We start from the raw sequence: 14,651 nt of genomic DNA, 5'->3' as shown, positions 1-14,651 counted from the left end.
TTACTAATGTAGAGAAGATCAGCGTGATCCGCCACGCACTACTTTGGTAAGGCTTAATGCCTTTTGCAAAGGCGATATCCAGCCCCTCTTACGGTTTCAATTAGCTCACCATGCCCAAGCTCTTCAAACTTGCGACGTAACTTGGCAATGTGCACATCAATCACGTTAGTACGAGGATCAAAATGGTAGTCCCATACTGCTTCAAATAGTAATGTGCGGCTAATGACTTGATTAGGATGCTCCATTAGATATTTAAGTAATTGGAATTCTTTGGGTTGAAGCATTAACTCGCTGTCATCAAGGGTAACTTTACGGGTTAATAACTCCATTTTTAGACTACCCACTTCAATATCAGTGGCAGCAGGTTCAACCACATTACGTTGAGCAAGTTTTTCCGCACGCACTAATAGCTCTGCAAACGCAAATGGCTTAGTCATGTAGTCATCACCACCGGCACGTAAACCTTTTACGCGTTCATCAACATGGCTCAAGGCCGATAGAATAAGTACCGGTGTCTTGTTGCCACTGGTACGCAGAGCTGATAATAACGTTAAGCCATCTAACTTAGGCAACATACGGTCGAGGATCAATAAATCATATTGATTATGTTTGGCTAACGTCAGACCTTCCTGGCCATCCGTCGCACTGTCGACTTGATATTTCTGAGCAGTAAATCCATCAGCTACATACTTTAATGTAGTAGCATCATCTTCAACCAGTAAAATACGCATAGTCATAGAGTCTTTAATCCCATTTGAGCAGAGGTAGAGGACGTAGAGTTTCAATATCGAAAGCAATGGTACTTCTACTATCTTGATTGAGTAATTTTAATTCGAGATAACTAATTGATAAATCGTGGTCCAATTCTGCCTTTGTTAAATATCCTTGCTGATTTTCTATCGCAAGAGTCACTAATTCTGAAAACTTCATATGTTTAGCTTCGAGCATTTTAGCAGCATTAACTTGACCAGTATCATCACTTGCGTAGGCAGACGATTTTTCAGTTAATAATATACCGTCTAAGGCCCGATATTCGTATTTATTGATTCGGTGGGTTTCTACGTTAACCATAGAAATTTTATATACCAGCAAGCCTTCCTCGACGTCAACATCAAAGTCACAAATTGTACCTTGATCTTGTTGCTCTAATTGCTCCATGACAGAAATGGGCTTTAAAAAGTTACCATTTATCAATAAGGAATGCATAGATGGGGTGGCCATCACGACACAAGGAAGAAAGCATATTGCTAGCAGCAACCGAACCATCACGAGCCTCTATATAATTGAAAATTTTATTACCTGCCCACTTTACCTAAGAGCAGCCAAAGTCCCAAGAAATCTAAGATTAATAATTGATCATAAATACCATTTTAAATGATGCTGAAGCGCCATTTTATGACATAAAATCAGTATAAAAGATCGAATAGAGTGATCAAACTCGCGCCAATAGTAGGCTATGTTATCTTATTTGGCACTGATGCGTCTCACACGCTAATCGGCGCAGCAAACTGAGCGAAAAAGTTATTTAAAATAAATTAACGATCCAAGTTAAGACAAAGGGCTGTTGAACATTGATGGCTAAATTGGGTTCGAGATAAACAGTTTCTAATACGGCATAAGTTGTGGCACTTAGCCATTGTAAGAAAATACCTTATAACTAAAGGGAAAAATCGTTTAGCCGTCCCCTTCTGGCTGCATTCATCTTAAAAGATCAACTGTCTCTGATATTTAAAATATGAATTTGGTCTGACTTGAGCGCTATGGTCGTTTGCACTCCTGCCGCGATTGATAACTTTTGCACTAAATGAGTTGGTACATCAGCATTAATGATTGATCCTATGCCAACAACTGATGCGATCACCCGAGAGGATTCGCCCATTATCAATACAGATTCGATGAATACCTCTAACTTATTTATGCTCTTGCACAGACGACCACTGCTAATGGCATTAAAGCGAATCCCTTGATTGGGAATAACCCAACGAATAGCTTGACCAATCTCTAATGTGGGGGCGCTATCACAGACGATGAGTTCATCACCCAGTGTAAACTGAGTGATGTTGCGTTCAATATCTTGTGACACAACTTGGCCATCAAAAATATTTCTCAAGCCCATCTGTCTCGCAACCGCCTCATCATTAGGATGAGATAACACCTCAAAGGGCTTGCCTTGTTGCAGCATCCTACCCTGACTAATTAATATCATTTTATCGGCCAGTAACAAGGCCTCGTGAATATCATGGGTTACCATAATTACCGGTATGGATAGTTGTTGCTTCAAACGCGCTAACTCTATGTATAAGCGCTCACGAGTTTCTTTATCTACCGCAGAAAAGGGCTCATCTAATAACAAAATAGCCGGCTCACGTGCCAACGCTCGCGCAAGCGCAACTCGTTGGCGCTGTCCACCCGATAATTGTGCGGGTAAACGATCAGGTAATCCATGCAAATTGACACGTTCCAACCAATCTAGTGCACGTTGCTTTCTTAAGGCTTTGGGCACATGATCAAGCCCAGAAATGACATTATCTAACGCCGATAAATGCGGAAACAAACCAAAATTCTGCGGCATATAACCAATATGTCGTTGCTGTGGTGTGAGTGAAATCGACTGTTGTGCATCAAACCACAACTGTTCACCACAATGAATCTGCCCCTGTTGCGGTAATGTCAAACCAGCAATCATTCTCAGTAGTGTTGTTTTACCACCACCCGATGGGCCAACAACCGCTAAGACCTCACCCGCTTGGCAACTAAAATGCGCTTTCAATGGAATAGGTAGTGTTTGTGAAATATCACAAGTAAGATCAGCGTGGCGAGGCATTATAATGCCCTCCTAAACGCCTCGACATACTGGTAGTGAGTGCTAATGCGCTTACCGCAAACAACAATAAGACTAAAGACATCATCCCTGCCGAATCAAAATCGAATGCCTGCACACTATCATAAATGGCTATTGAGATAGTTTTAGTTTCACCCGCAATGTTACCGCCCAGCATTAACACCACACCAAATTCACCCAGCACATGGGAGAAACACAGTACCAGGGCGGTTAATACACCAGGCCAAATCATGGGTAACTCAACTCGAAAAAAAATCCGTAATCGGCTCATACCGCAACAAGCCGCAGCGTCGCGAATATCAATAGGAATAGTTTCAAACGCACGTTGAATAGGCTGAACAGCAAAGGGAATATTAACAATAATAGAGGCTATGACTAACCCTGAGAAATGAAACACCAGTTGTTGACCTGTTAATTGTTCAACCCACTGGCCAATCATGCTCTGATTGCCTAAACCGACCAATAAGTAATAGCCAATAACAGTCGGGGGCAATACTAATGGTGCCATGATCAGAGCCTCAAGCAATGACTTGCCCTTAAACTGACGGTACGCTAACCATCGCCCAATCACTATGGCCAGCGGAATTAATACTACAACGGTAAAACAACTTAATCTTACCGACAGCCACAGCGCTTGCCAATCCATTAGTCACCCTGCTTAACGACAGGCTTAGGTAAGTTAAATCCAAATTGCGTTAACACTTGCCGCGCCTCATTAGATTGCATGTATTGATAGAATAGCTCGGCCGTTTCAGATGCCTGTGGCATCAATGCCATCCGTTGATTAAGAGGTTGAAATAACACGTCTGGAATAATCACGTAGTTACCGCGCTTAGCAAACTCAGGTGTCAACACCAAGGATAACGGCACTATACCGCCTTGAGTGGAACCACTAATGGTAAATTGGGTCGCTTGTCCGGCATTCTCACCTAAGATCAGCATCGGCTGGAGTGCATCCCATAAACCTTTTGCCTTGAGAACTTCACGGGCACTCACTCCATAAGGTGCATGATCTGGATTGGCAATGGCGAAACGAGATAGCTTCCCATCATCGATTAACTGCCTTAAGCCCACAAGCTCTGGGTCTAAAATCAATGGCGAAGCCTTAGGAGCAGCAAGAGCTAAACGTCCGATGGCATAAACAATGCCCTCGTCTTGAGTAAAGCCCGCTTGATGTAACTTATCAATATAACCTTCATCAGCACTGAGCATCATCTCAAATGGAGCGCCATGCTGAATTTGGGTAATAAAATTACCCGATGAACCATAACTAATCCGCAGTTCCAAGCCTGTTTGCTGTTGAAAACGCGTCGCGATTTCATCTACTGCAAACTTAATATTAGCCGCTGCAGCAATGGCCGGAGCCTCGCTGGCCAAGCTTGCGGAACTGAACCCAATCACACCAACCGTCGCCAGTAACGCCGCCATACCACTTGCGTTAATATACTTTACCAGCCGATAAAAAATTGGAGTAATGCTATTAATAAAAGGCATTGAGATATTATCCTTGCTGTATACCAGTAATACGGAACAATATTACTTTTTCCACATTTGAGCTGCTTGTTGATCGCTATCACGCGCTTCAACCCACTTACTGCCAGTATCGCCCGCTTCCAGTTTCCAAAAAGGGGCTTTGGTTTTTAAGAAGTCGATTAAAAACTCACACGCTGCAAAAGCGGCTTTACGATGGGCACTGGTGACACCGATAAAGACTATTTGCTCACCAAGTGTTAGCGTACCCACTCGATGAATAATGGTCACTTTGTTTAACGGCCACCGCTCACAAGCCTGCTGGCTAATCTGTAATAAAACCGACTCTGTCATTCCAGGATAATGCTCTAGGGTTAGATCGGTTACGGCGCAGCCATCATTAAAGTCACGAACTTTGCCAACAAAATTGACTACTGCACCATCCTGATTATCGCAAGCCAAGAGCGCATACTCATCGGCAACGCTAAAATCTTCAGCATGCACACGGACAATAATTTGATTGCTCTGTTTCATATTACCCTCCTGTGACCGGAGGGAAAAAGGCCACTTCATCACCGTCATTTACAGGCGAATCCCATTGGCTCATGGTTTGATTAATCGCCACCAGCAATTTGTCTGATGCCAACACTTTAGCCCACTTATCATCAGTGGCAGCAAGCGCAGCACGTAATGCTTCGGCGGTGTCTATATTGTCGGCACTGTGTTCGACTTTAGCGGTATCGAGTAATTCGCGAATTTGCGCAAAAAATAACACTTGGATCATAGTGGTCTCTCAATGCATTTATTCATAAAACATATTGGATGAACGTTAGCTCATATAAGGCAGCTTAAGCTTGAAAATGGCCAGATTTACCGCCGCGTTTTTCAAGCAAACGAACTTGAGAAATAATCATGTCTTTTTGTACAGCCTTACACATATCATAAATAGTTAAGGCAGCGACAGAAGCAGCCGTTAGCGCTTCCATTTCTACACCGGTTTTACCCGATAGCTTACATAAACTAGTAATGCGCACACGATTGTGCTCAGGCTGAGCTTCAAGCTCAACTTCCACTTTAGTCAGCATTAACGGATGACATAAAGGTATTAAATCAGCAGTTTTTTTAGCCGCTTGAATACCGGCAATACGTGCGGTAGCAAACACATCACCTTTGTGATGGCTGCCATTCATAATCATCGCTAAGGTAGTGGGAGCCATATCAATAAAGGCTTCTGCGCGGGCTTCGCGCTCAGTGACGGCTTTTTCAGTGACATCAACCATATGGGCATTGCCATCGGCGTTAATATGGGTAAAACGATTGCTCATGCTACTGCCTTAATAAAAATTCAATGTCTATCGACTGAGCGTCACAAAAATGTCCGCATCAGTCGGTTTAGCTCAATAACCGCTTAACCACCAATAGAGGCAAGATGCTGAGTCACACCGGTAATACCTTGATGTAGATAATGGGTTTCTTTTTTCTGCGCTAATTGACCGTGTAACCGAGTGATTAACTCATCTTGCTGTGAAGTGTCTTGCAATAAATCGCGCAAATCTAGGCCATTTTCAGTAAATAAGCATAAATGTAATTTACCTTTGGCTGATACGCGCAAGCGATTGCAGCTGGCACAGAAGTTTTTAGCATAGGGCATAATTAGCCCGATACGACCTTGGTAGTCGGCATGACTAAAGTTCTGTGCAGGACCATCATCAACGCTCGGTAAATCGTATAACCAGCCTTGCTGCTCAAGTTGTTTTTTGATATCAACGCCAGCTAAATGATGCGCATTAAAGTAGTCGCGACCCAAGCCCGTTTCCATTAACTCAATAAAGCGTAAATCGATAGGTATATGTTTAATCCACTGTAAAAACCGTGGTAAATCTTTATCGTTTAAGCCTTTAAGTAATACGGCGTTGACTTTAACCCGCTCAAAACCCGCTTCCAATGCAGCATCAATACCGCGCATAACAAGATCAAACTTATTTTCGCCGGTAATTTGATAAAACATTTTAGGATCTAAGCTATCAACGGAAACATTAATACGCCGTAAACCAGCTTCATACCATTCTTTAGCATTCTGCTGTAAACGATAACCATTGGTGGTCATTGCTACGGTATTAATATTGGGATTCGCCGCAACAATCCGCACAATATCAGTGAAATCTTTGCGCAGAGTGGGCTCACCACCAGTGATACGAACTTTTTGAGTGCCAACGGCGCCAAAGCCTGCAACAAGATTTTCAATCTCATTGAGGGTTAAAAAGCTCGGTTTGCCATCGGGTTTATACCCATCGGGCAAACAATAGGAACATTTGAAGTTACAAACGTCAGTGACTGACATTCGTAAATAGTGAAACCTTCGACCAAAACTATCTTGTAATTGGGACATGTTAACCTTTCCAAGTGTGGGAGGTGAATGCATTTCTTTACTCACCCCGGTGGCAAAATTACCACGGCTAACTGCCCATATCATTGACTTAGGACACAAAGCTCGGAGAACCGTCAGATCCAATTATAGGCCTAATTGCCTTTTAACAAATACCCCTTTAGTAAATATCTTAATGAAAAAGATTATATCGTTAACTATTTGTGACTCGTCTCACCCTGACAAGATTATGTTTGCTACTGTGACAAAAGTGAATTTTGCGGTAAGGTAACTAAAAAGATAAACGATCGTTTAGTTATCGTTGTAGAAAAACAATAAACCCGCGATGAACGGGAAACTTTGAAAGGTGACAACATGGAACGCGAGTCAATGGAGTTCGACGTAGTAATAGTCGGTGCTGGCCCTGCAGGTTTAGCAACAGCTTGTCGTTTAATGCAAATATCTAAAGATGCCGACAAGGAAATCACCGTTTGCGTGGTAGAAAAAGGCTCTGAGGTTGGCGCACATATTTTATCGGGAGCGGTATTTGAAGCGGATGTATTGGACGAATTATTTAATGATTGGCGTGAATCTGATATCCCGCTAACGACTAAAGTCACTCATGACGAAATTTATCTGCTTAACTCAGAGAATAAATCGCGCTTAATACCAAACGGCTTTGTGCCTAAAACCATGCACAACGATGGTAATTACATTATTAGTGTCGGTAACTTAGCCCGTTGGTTAGCCAATAGAGCTGAAGCACTTGGCGTAGAAATTTTCCCCGGGTTTGCCGCCAGTGAATTACTGTTTAATGAAGACAATAGTGTCAAAGGTATTTTAATTGGTGACATGGGCGTTGGCGAAAATGGTCAACACAAAGACAGCTACATGCCAGGCATGGAATTACATGCTAAATACACCGTTTTTTCAGAAGGTTGTCGGGGTCACTTAGGTAAACAGCTGATCCAAAAATACCATTTAGACAATGGCAAAACACCGCAGCATTATGGCTTAGGGTTTAAAGAAATTTGGAAAATCCCTGCTGAACAACACCAACAAGGTAAAGTCGTTCACACCGGCGGTTGGCCTCTAGTGAATGGTTCATCTGGAGGGGGATTCCTATATCATATGGAAGATAACCAAGTTGCAGTGGGGTTAATTATTGATTTAAATTACCAAAACCCTCACCTCAGCCCATTTGATGAATTTCAACGTTATAAAACTCACCCAGTGATTGCCAAAACATTAACTGGCGGTGAGCGCTTAACTTATGGTGCACGTGCCATTGCTAAAGGTGGTTTAAATTCACTGCCTAAAATGAGCTTCCCTGGTGGGTTAATTATTGGCTGTAATGCAGGCACACTTAACTTTGCTAAAATTAAGGGCACCCATACCGCGATCAAGAGTGGGATCATCGCAGCCAAAGTGTTAGGCGAAGGCTTAATGGCTGGTATCGAAGGTGGTAAAGATCTCGATTGCTTCCAACAACGTTTTGAAGAAAGCTGGCTGCACGATGAACTGTATCAATCACGTAATTTTGGTCCTGCATTACATAAGTTTGGCACCATAGTCGGTGGCGCTTTTAATTACATCGACCAAAATTGGTTTGGTGGTAAATTTCCGCTGACCTTTAGGGATACCACCCCTGATTACGCAACTTTAGGCCTAGCCAGTGATTACAATAAGATTGATTATCCTAAACCTGACGGTAAATTAAGTTTCGATAAGCTGTCTTCAGTATATCTGTCGAATACTTATCACGAAGAAGATCAACTGTGCCATTTACACCTTAAAGACCAAAGTATTCCGATTTCGGTCAACTTAGTTAAATTTGATGAACCCGCGCAACGATACTGCCCAGCAGGCGTATATGAAGTGATTGAAGAAGCCGGCGACAAAAAATTTGTGATAAATGCTCAGAATTGTATTCATTGCAAAACATGTGACATCAAAGATCCGAGCCAAAATATTACCTGGGTCACTCCAGAAGGCGGCGGTGGGCCAAACTACCCAAATATGTAAGCTAACCAATAGTTAAAATATTAGCTCCGCCGAAAAACGCACTTAAATATAGGTGCGTTTTTTTTGTTTTATAGACTATTATTACTCACATAAAATCAGAACAACCTACGCAAAAAGACTATTTTGTTTACTTAATTAACTTAAGAGCAAAATAACTATCAATTTATTGGCATTGTGTCCGATATATCATAGATATACCCCAAGAGGCTGTTGTAGATGAGCACATTTAATACCCTTACCATTAAACAAAAAATATTGCTGACAGTGACAGTTGCTGTACTGCTATCAACAATATTAGTCGGATTACTGAGTCAACGCAGTGCGAAGCAAATCGTCGAGCAACGTATGCTTAATTCAGAAATGCCAAGCATAGTCATGCAAATCCGCAATGACGTAGACCTGCAAATTAGCAGTTTAATGAATGCCGCAGAGCAACTAGCCAATAGCAGAATGTTGCTTGGCTGGCTCCAAAATGGTCGCCCAGCGGACCAAGAAAGCCTAGTCATCGCACAATTAAATGACCTAAAAAATCAGTACGGCTTAGCTCAAGCGTCTTACGCCGATCGCGAAACCGCAGCTTACTATACACAAGACGGCTTTTTACGGGTATTAACCCCTGAGCAAGACGGTTGGTTTTTTGATTACCGCGACAGTAAACAAGAGCGCATGCTCAATGTTTTTACCGAAGCCAATGGTGAAGTCAAACTGTTTATTAACTATCAGCAGCCAAATGGTCGTGGGCTTGTTGGCTTAGCTAAATCACTAGATGATATGGTTAACTTATTAGATTCATTCAAAATTGAAGACACTGGATTTGTCTTTTTAGTGGATGCTAAAGGTGACGTAAAACTATATCGAGATACCAATAAAGTAGGTAAGGCTAAGCTCAGCACTTTATACCCTAATGCCAATACTAACCAACTGCTAAATAAAAGTGACTTTAACTTAGTTAAAGCAGAAGTTGATGGCCAACACATGTTGATTGCCAGTAGCTATATTGAATCGATGGATTGGTATTTAGTGGCTCAAGTGCCTGAAGCTGAAGTCTTTGCCTTACTACAAGAGTCCGCTTATCAGATCTTAATATGGACCATTCTTATTGCAGTGGTATTTATAGCCATCTCGATTGCGGTTGCAGGTTCCGTCAGCCGCCCTATTGCTCATATTGCCGAGCTATTTCGCAACATTGGTGAAGGCGAAGGCGATTTACGTCAAAGACTACCCGTTAATGGTGATGATGAAATTGCTCAGCTTGCTCGTGGTTTTAATAGCTTTATCAGTAAGATCCAAGATACGGTCCTGGAAGTGGCCAGCACAAGCCAACAACTAGGTTTATCTGCTATTGATGTATCAAATCAGTCACACCAGACGTTAGATGACAGCCAATTACAAAAAGACCGTACGATTATGGTGGTCACCGCAATTAACGAAATGGGCGCTACGGTTAATGAAATTGCAACTAACGCAGCTCAAGCCGCAGTCACGGCCCGCGATGCAGATGCGGAATCAATTGAAGGTCAGAAAGTCGTAACACGGGCACGTGAAACCATTAATCAACTATCTAAAGACGTCAAACAAGTCGGTGACGTGATTGAATCATTAGCGACGCACACTAAATCGATTGGCAGTATTTTAGATGTTATTCGTGCAATTTCAGAGCAAACTAACTTATTGGCACTGAACGCGGCAATTGAAGCGGCTCGAGCCGGTGAAGCAGGACGAGGCTTTGCTGTTGTTGCAGACGAAGTCCGTAACTTAGCTTCTCGTACGGCAGCTTCGACTAACGAAGTACAAACTATGATTGATAAACTTCAATCAGAAACGACGCGAGCAGTCAGTGCTATGGAACAATCGCGCAGCCGCTCGCATGAGGGTGTTACAGCTGTTGATGAAGCGAGCCAGTCATTAAGCGGTATTAGTGAACGAATTGCACTGATTAGCGATATGAACATACAAGTTGCAGCCGCGACGGAAGAGCAATCAACTGTGGTTGAAGACATTAATCGTAATGTGACTGAAATCAACGATATTACTCAACGAACCGCAGAAACAGCTCATGCCGCTGCACATGCAAGTGAATCATTGAACCAATTAGCCACTCGACTGGATACCCTAGTTGCTCGTTTTAAAGTGTAAATGCGATAAATCGTTTTAACAAAACGCCACTCATTTGAGTGGCGTTTTTATGCTCATGGCTGTTGCCGATCACGATATATTTATCATGCTAGTTATTTCAGAAACCGAATAGTCAGTGGATACTGATAAGCTTTGCCATCGCTGGCTTTCACCATTGCGATAATAGTACAAATAATGTCGAGTAATGCTAACGCTGCCAGTAGTAATACGCCCACACCAATAAAAATCAATATCCCAGACACTAAGGCATAAATCATTAAACTTAGTTTGAAATTAATGCAGTTCTTTCCGCATTGGTTTACAAACTCAAACTCGTCTCGCTTCATTAACCAGATAATTAACGGCCCAAGAACACTGCCCAGAGGGAAAATATAACCGACAAAACTGGCGGCATGTACTAATAACCCCATATTTTTAGCGTCTTTGGATAACGTGTCTGTTAGTTCGGTCATGTGATATTCCTTATCAAGATTTCTTATAATATTATGGTTAACTAACTGGCATTGCCATACAAGCGCATCGCCCAATCTTCTATACTTTGTTGATCAAGTCGGCGCTGTAATGAGTTAACCCAAGTTTGCGCTAAACCTTCACATTCAAGCAGTATCTGATATTGCGCAGCATCAAATTCTGCTAAAAAATATATCTGCATCGCTTTAGCTACACTGATATCCGTTTTTCTTTCTAACAAAACAATACTGTCATTCGGATTAATATCGCCTTCCGATAGCACTCGGTAAAACCAGCCACACATGCGACTTTCTTGCATTGCTAAAGCAAATTTAGGGTGACCAAATTGCAAGTTGAGTTTAAAACAAGGTGATCGCGGCTGGGTAACTTGTAATGTCACATCTCCAATTTGGACTATATCACCAATATAAACTTGCGCCTCATTAAGGCCGACAGTACTGATATTCTCACCCATTGAAGGTGCATCAAAAAAGGTCGACATTAAATCCCAGCGGCGGTACTGACCATAATGCTCTCGCGGGAAATGATGCAGCACTCTATCTAGCCCGCCATGATGCTTAGGATCAGCCTCGCTATTACCGATAACTCGATCAAATTGCACGGTCAACTGCTTAGCGATATGTTTTTGGTTAATGCAACTGGCAACACCATTATGCATTTGCACTTGATCACCTAAATATAACCCAGAAATACCTTTCACCCATAGCTTACTCATCCAGCGGGTCCTTGCTTAAACATGATTACAGAGTGCCAATATACCCAATTTTCAGACAAAAAAAAGCCTTACTGGGGAAGAGTAAGGCCATAAATATAATGGGAGATAATACTTAAAAACATAGTGAAAAATGATCTTAACCATCCGACACTATAAAAGTTGTTTAGACGGGCTTATCATAAGCGCTAACAATGACACTAAAATGACAATCGAAGACTATTTTAGTCATGTGTATAGACATGTATTCATCCTCAAAGTTAATCATTACTCATAGCCGTTAACTTAAGTACTGTTTTAAGGCCTCGCCAGGAATTGAGCTTTGGGTGGCAACGGCAAATGAGGCCCACAAAGCGCCTTCATGCATTGCATCGGTAATTGACATCTGCTGACATAAACCATGAATAACCCCAGCAGCATAAGCATCGCCGGCCCCAGTGGTGTCAATAACGTCAGCAGTAACCGCGGGCACATGTTGTTCACCGTCGGCACTGTACACCATAGCTCCCTGGTCACCATCGGTGACAATAAAGTACTCCAATGCATCACCCGCAATCGCGTAAGCAAATAGCCATGGGTCTTGATTACAGCGTCCTTGCATGTCGGTAATCGACGCGATGAGTACATGACAAGGACGGTTACGTTCATCTTTCGCCAGTTGAGATATCACTTTGCAGTTAGGATTGGATGCAATAGCATTTGCCGCCCAAACACCAGCACCTTTTGCCGAAGAGTTAATATAAAAGGCATCCCAATGATGCCATTTAGGCGGCACTGGCAGTTCAAAAATAGGTCGCTGAGGGCGAATAATGGTGCGCTCACCATCTGGGGTCATCACCAATAGCATCTCACACGTATTGCCATTAAAACGATGCACTAAGCGACAATCAAGCCCTAAAGTGCTGGCCTTAGCTAAAATCCAATCGCCAATATCATCACTGCCAACCTCACTCACCAATGACACATTGTGCTGGGCCCATACTAAACCTAAGCCAGTGTTCGCGCCGCCACCGCCTAAACGTAACCCACCGTCTTGATAATGAAATCGACCACCGGTTTGTAAGGGTTTATCAAGCATTAGAATGCGATCACAATTAATATTGGCAAGCAAAAGAATATTAGCCATGCAACTCACCTAAAAAAGTGTAGTTAAAAAGAACCTTGAGTATAACAAAAAGGCCGTGATTAACACGGCCTTTGGTGGTTGATCACAGGATCACATATCCGCTTCAGCAAGTGGTTGACGTAATTGGGCGCGCACATTGTCCATACCCGAGTAAAACTCCTTCATCATCAATAATCCGAGCATTTTGCCATTGTCGGTCACAATCAGTTTGTCAGGATTAATAGGATCATTTTTCAGTGCTCCCATCGCTTTCATTGATGCCATTTCTTTAAACAAGGCTGTATCTAGATTAACGTTAAAAGTATCGCGAAAATATTGACGCGATAAACGCCCAGAAAACATCCCCAGTAAAAAACGATACTGCATGACTTCTTTTAGCTGATATTTTTTCTGTTGCTCAACAGCCATTCGACCTTCAGCAATACGTTGTTGATATTTTTTTAGCGAAAAAGTATTTACATATAAGGTGTCATTTAAAAAACTAAATGAGCCTGAACCGACACCAAGATATTCATCATAGTCGATCACATACTCATCAAAACCTTCATCATTAGTTTTACCAAACGCCCATGCAGACAATTGAGTATATTGCCCAGTTAAGCGATTTAAAATTTGGCGGTACTGATTAACCATTTCACCATGAGGTGCTGCCAGATCTGCTTTGACACTTTTACGCGTTTGATGGGTGATCATCAATGGATAAGTGGTAATTTGGCGCGGATCGAGTTTAGACGCCATTTCAAGGTCAGACCGAATAATCTCTTCTGTTTGCCCACGAAAGCCAAAAATCAAATCAACGTTAATGATCGGAAATAGCTCTTTAGCTGCCATAATGCGGTCAAAGGTTTGCTGGCCTGAACCAAACTTATCTAATCGATCAGTCATTTTTAAAATGCCGTCGTCAAAGCTTTGTACCCCAATCGACATTCTGTCGACCAAACCTTTTAACTGCTTAAACTCAGGGCTGGCTAAATGTTGTGGATCCGACTCACAAGAGACTTCTTTAATGCCAGGAAAGAGATTTTTTGCGTGTTCAATTGTGCGGGCTAATTCATCTTCAAGTACGGTAGTCGTTCCGCCACCAATGTACATAGATTCAAACTCATAGCCTAAATCTTTGGCCATTTGCATTTCTTTGCGCAGCGCCACAAAATATTCGCGCGCTTTGTCTTCACGGAATAAAAAGCGGTGAAAAGTACAAAATGAACACAAGGTATGGCAAAACGGAATGTGTGCGTACAACATGTATTTTTTGCCTTCAACGGGCTTAGGCATGCGGTCTGTTGAGATGGTGTCGAGACGCAAATTCTTATCAACATAATATTGCATCACCCGCTCCATAGAACTGATCATCCAATTGGGTACCGTAATATTTGACTGATAAGGTTTAATCAGCTCATGACTGGCTGATTGAATAATTGGAGACATAAAAAATCCTAACTGAATGAGTCACTGGGAGCAAAACCATTGATAAAAAGCGCTAAATAAAAGACGCACTGTCGAT

At 42.3% G+C, this 14,651-nt stretch carries 15 protein-coding genes and 1 riboswitch; of the genes, 2 read left to right on the top strand and 13 right to left on the bottom strand.

What is annotated here, in order from left to right; all coding sequences use genetic code 11:
• Positions 1-53: 53 nt before the first annotated feature.
• The 9 genes from H5164_RS18005 to moaA form a co-directional block, all read right to left on the bottom strand.
• Positions 54-731, bottom strand: coding sequence for a response regulator transcription factor (locus H5164_RS18005; protein ID WP_182698745.1), 678 nt, complete (start codon positions 729-731; stop codon positions 54-56).
• A 13-nt stretch (positions 732-744) separates the two neighbouring features.
• On the bottom strand, positions 745-1,221 hold the full coding sequence (locus H5164_RS18000; protein WP_235781676.1) for a hypothetical protein: 477 nt from the start codon (positions 1,219-1,221) through the stop codon (positions 745-747).
• Between the two features lie 490 nt (positions 1,222-1,711).
• On the bottom strand, positions 1,712-2,824 hold the full coding sequence (locus H5164_RS17995) for an ABC transporter ATP-binding protein (protein WP_182723752.1): 1,113 nt from the start codon (positions 2,822-2,824) through the stop codon (positions 1,712-1,714).
• Positions 2,808-3,488 carry a molybdate ABC transporter permease subunit gene (modB, locus tag H5164_RS17990; RefSeq protein WP_182723751.1) on the bottom strand — a complete coding sequence of 227 codons (681 nt, stop codon included), beginning with the start codon at positions 3,486-3,488 and terminating at the stop codon, positions 2,808-2,810. The genes H5164_RS17995 and modB overlap by 17 nt, the downstream gene beginning before the upstream one ends.
• Positions 3,488-4,336 (bottom strand): molybdate ABC transporter substrate-binding protein, encoded by an 849-nt coding sequence (modA, locus tag H5164_RS17985; protein ID WP_182757239.1) that lies wholly within the window; start codon positions 4,334-4,336, stop codon positions 3,488-3,490. The genes modB and modA overlap by 1 nt, the downstream gene beginning before the upstream one ends.
• Positions 4,337-4,378: 42 nt before the next feature.
• Positions 4,379-4,846 carry a molybdopterin synthase catalytic subunit MoaE gene (gene moaE, locus H5164_RS17980; RefSeq protein WP_124017745.1) on the bottom strand — a complete coding sequence of 156 codons (468 nt, stop codon included), beginning with the start codon at positions 4,844-4,846 and terminating at the stop codon, positions 4,379-4,381.
• A gap of 1 nt (position 4,847) precedes the next feature.
• A complete protein-coding gene (gene moaD / locus H5164_RS17975; protein WP_124017746.1) occupies positions 4,848-5,096 on the bottom strand; it encodes a molybdopterin synthase sulfur carrier subunit in 249 nt (82 codons plus the stop codon).
• A gap of 64 nt (positions 5,097-5,160) precedes the next feature.
• Positions 5,161-5,637 carry a cyclic pyranopterin monophosphate synthase MoaC gene (gene moaC / locus H5164_RS17970; protein WP_124017747.1) on the bottom strand — a complete coding sequence of 159 codons (477 nt, stop codon included), beginning with the start codon at positions 5,635-5,637 and terminating at the stop codon, positions 5,161-5,163.
• Positions 5,638-5,720: 83 nt separating this feature from the next.
• Positions 5,721-6,701: a GTP 3',8-cyclase MoaA gene (gene moaA / locus H5164_RS17965; RefSeq protein ID WP_124017748.1), complete on the bottom strand. Its 981-nt coding sequence runs from the start codon at positions 6,699-6,701 to the stop codon at positions 5,721-5,723.
• A riboswitch (molybdenum cofactor riboswitch) is annotated at positions 6,689-6,821 on the bottom strand. It overlaps the preceding gene by 13 nt.
• A gap of 231 nt (positions 6,822-7,052) precedes the next feature.
• On the opposite strand from moaA, the gene H5164_RS17960 reads away from it, so the two are divergent.
• Positions 7,053-8,702, top strand: a complete 1,650-nt coding sequence (locus H5164_RS17960) for an electron transfer flavoprotein-ubiquinone oxidoreductase (protein ID WP_182757238.1) — start codon at positions 7,053-7,055, stop codon at positions 8,700-8,702.
• Between the two features lie 216 nt (positions 8,703-8,918).
• Positions 8,919-10,838 carry a methyl-accepting chemotaxis protein gene (locus tag H5164_RS17955; RefSeq protein WP_182698719.1) on the top strand — a complete coding sequence of 640 codons (1,920 nt, stop codon included), beginning with the start codon at positions 8,919-8,921 and terminating at the stop codon, positions 10,836-10,838.
• A gap of 92 nt (positions 10,839-10,930) precedes the next feature.
• On the opposite strand, the gene H5164_RS17950 is transcribed toward H5164_RS17955, so the two are convergent.
• The 4 genes from H5164_RS17950 to H5164_RS17935 all read right to left on the bottom strand — a co-directional run bounded on the left by H5164_RS17950 (position 10,931) and on the right by H5164_RS17935 (position 14,575).
• Positions 10,931-11,290 carry a DUF4870 domain-containing protein gene (locus tag H5164_RS17950; RefSeq protein WP_182757237.1) on the bottom strand — a complete coding sequence of 120 codons (360 nt, stop codon included), beginning with the start codon at positions 11,288-11,290 and terminating at the stop codon, positions 10,931-10,933.
• A 41-nt stretch (positions 11,291-11,331) separates the two neighbouring features.
• Positions 11,332-12,024 carry an MOSC domain-containing protein gene (locus H5164_RS17945; protein WP_124017752.1) on the bottom strand — a complete coding sequence of 231 codons (693 nt, stop codon included), beginning with the start codon at positions 12,022-12,024 and terminating at the stop codon, positions 11,332-11,334.
• Positions 12,025-12,301: 277 nt separating this feature from the next.
• Entirely contained in the window at positions 12,302-13,147 is an 846-nt protein-coding gene (locus tag H5164_RS17940) for a PfkB family carbohydrate kinase (protein ID WP_182698718.1), read from the bottom strand.
• A gap of 90 nt (positions 13,148-13,237) precedes the next feature.
• Positions 13,238-14,575 (bottom strand): coproporphyrinogen III oxidase family protein, encoded by a 1,338-nt coding sequence (locus H5164_RS17935; protein ID WP_124017754.1) that lies wholly within the window; start codon positions 14,573-14,575, stop codon positions 13,238-13,240.
• Between the last annotated feature and the right edge of the window lie 76 nt (positions 14,576-14,651).

Source organism: Shewanella sp. SG41-3 (assembly GCF_014164545.1).
GTDB lineage: Bacteria > Pseudomonadota > Gammaproteobacteria > Enterobacterales > Shewanellaceae > Shewanella > Shewanella vesiculosa.
This window is presented reverse-complemented; position numbering and strand designations above follow the sequence as displayed.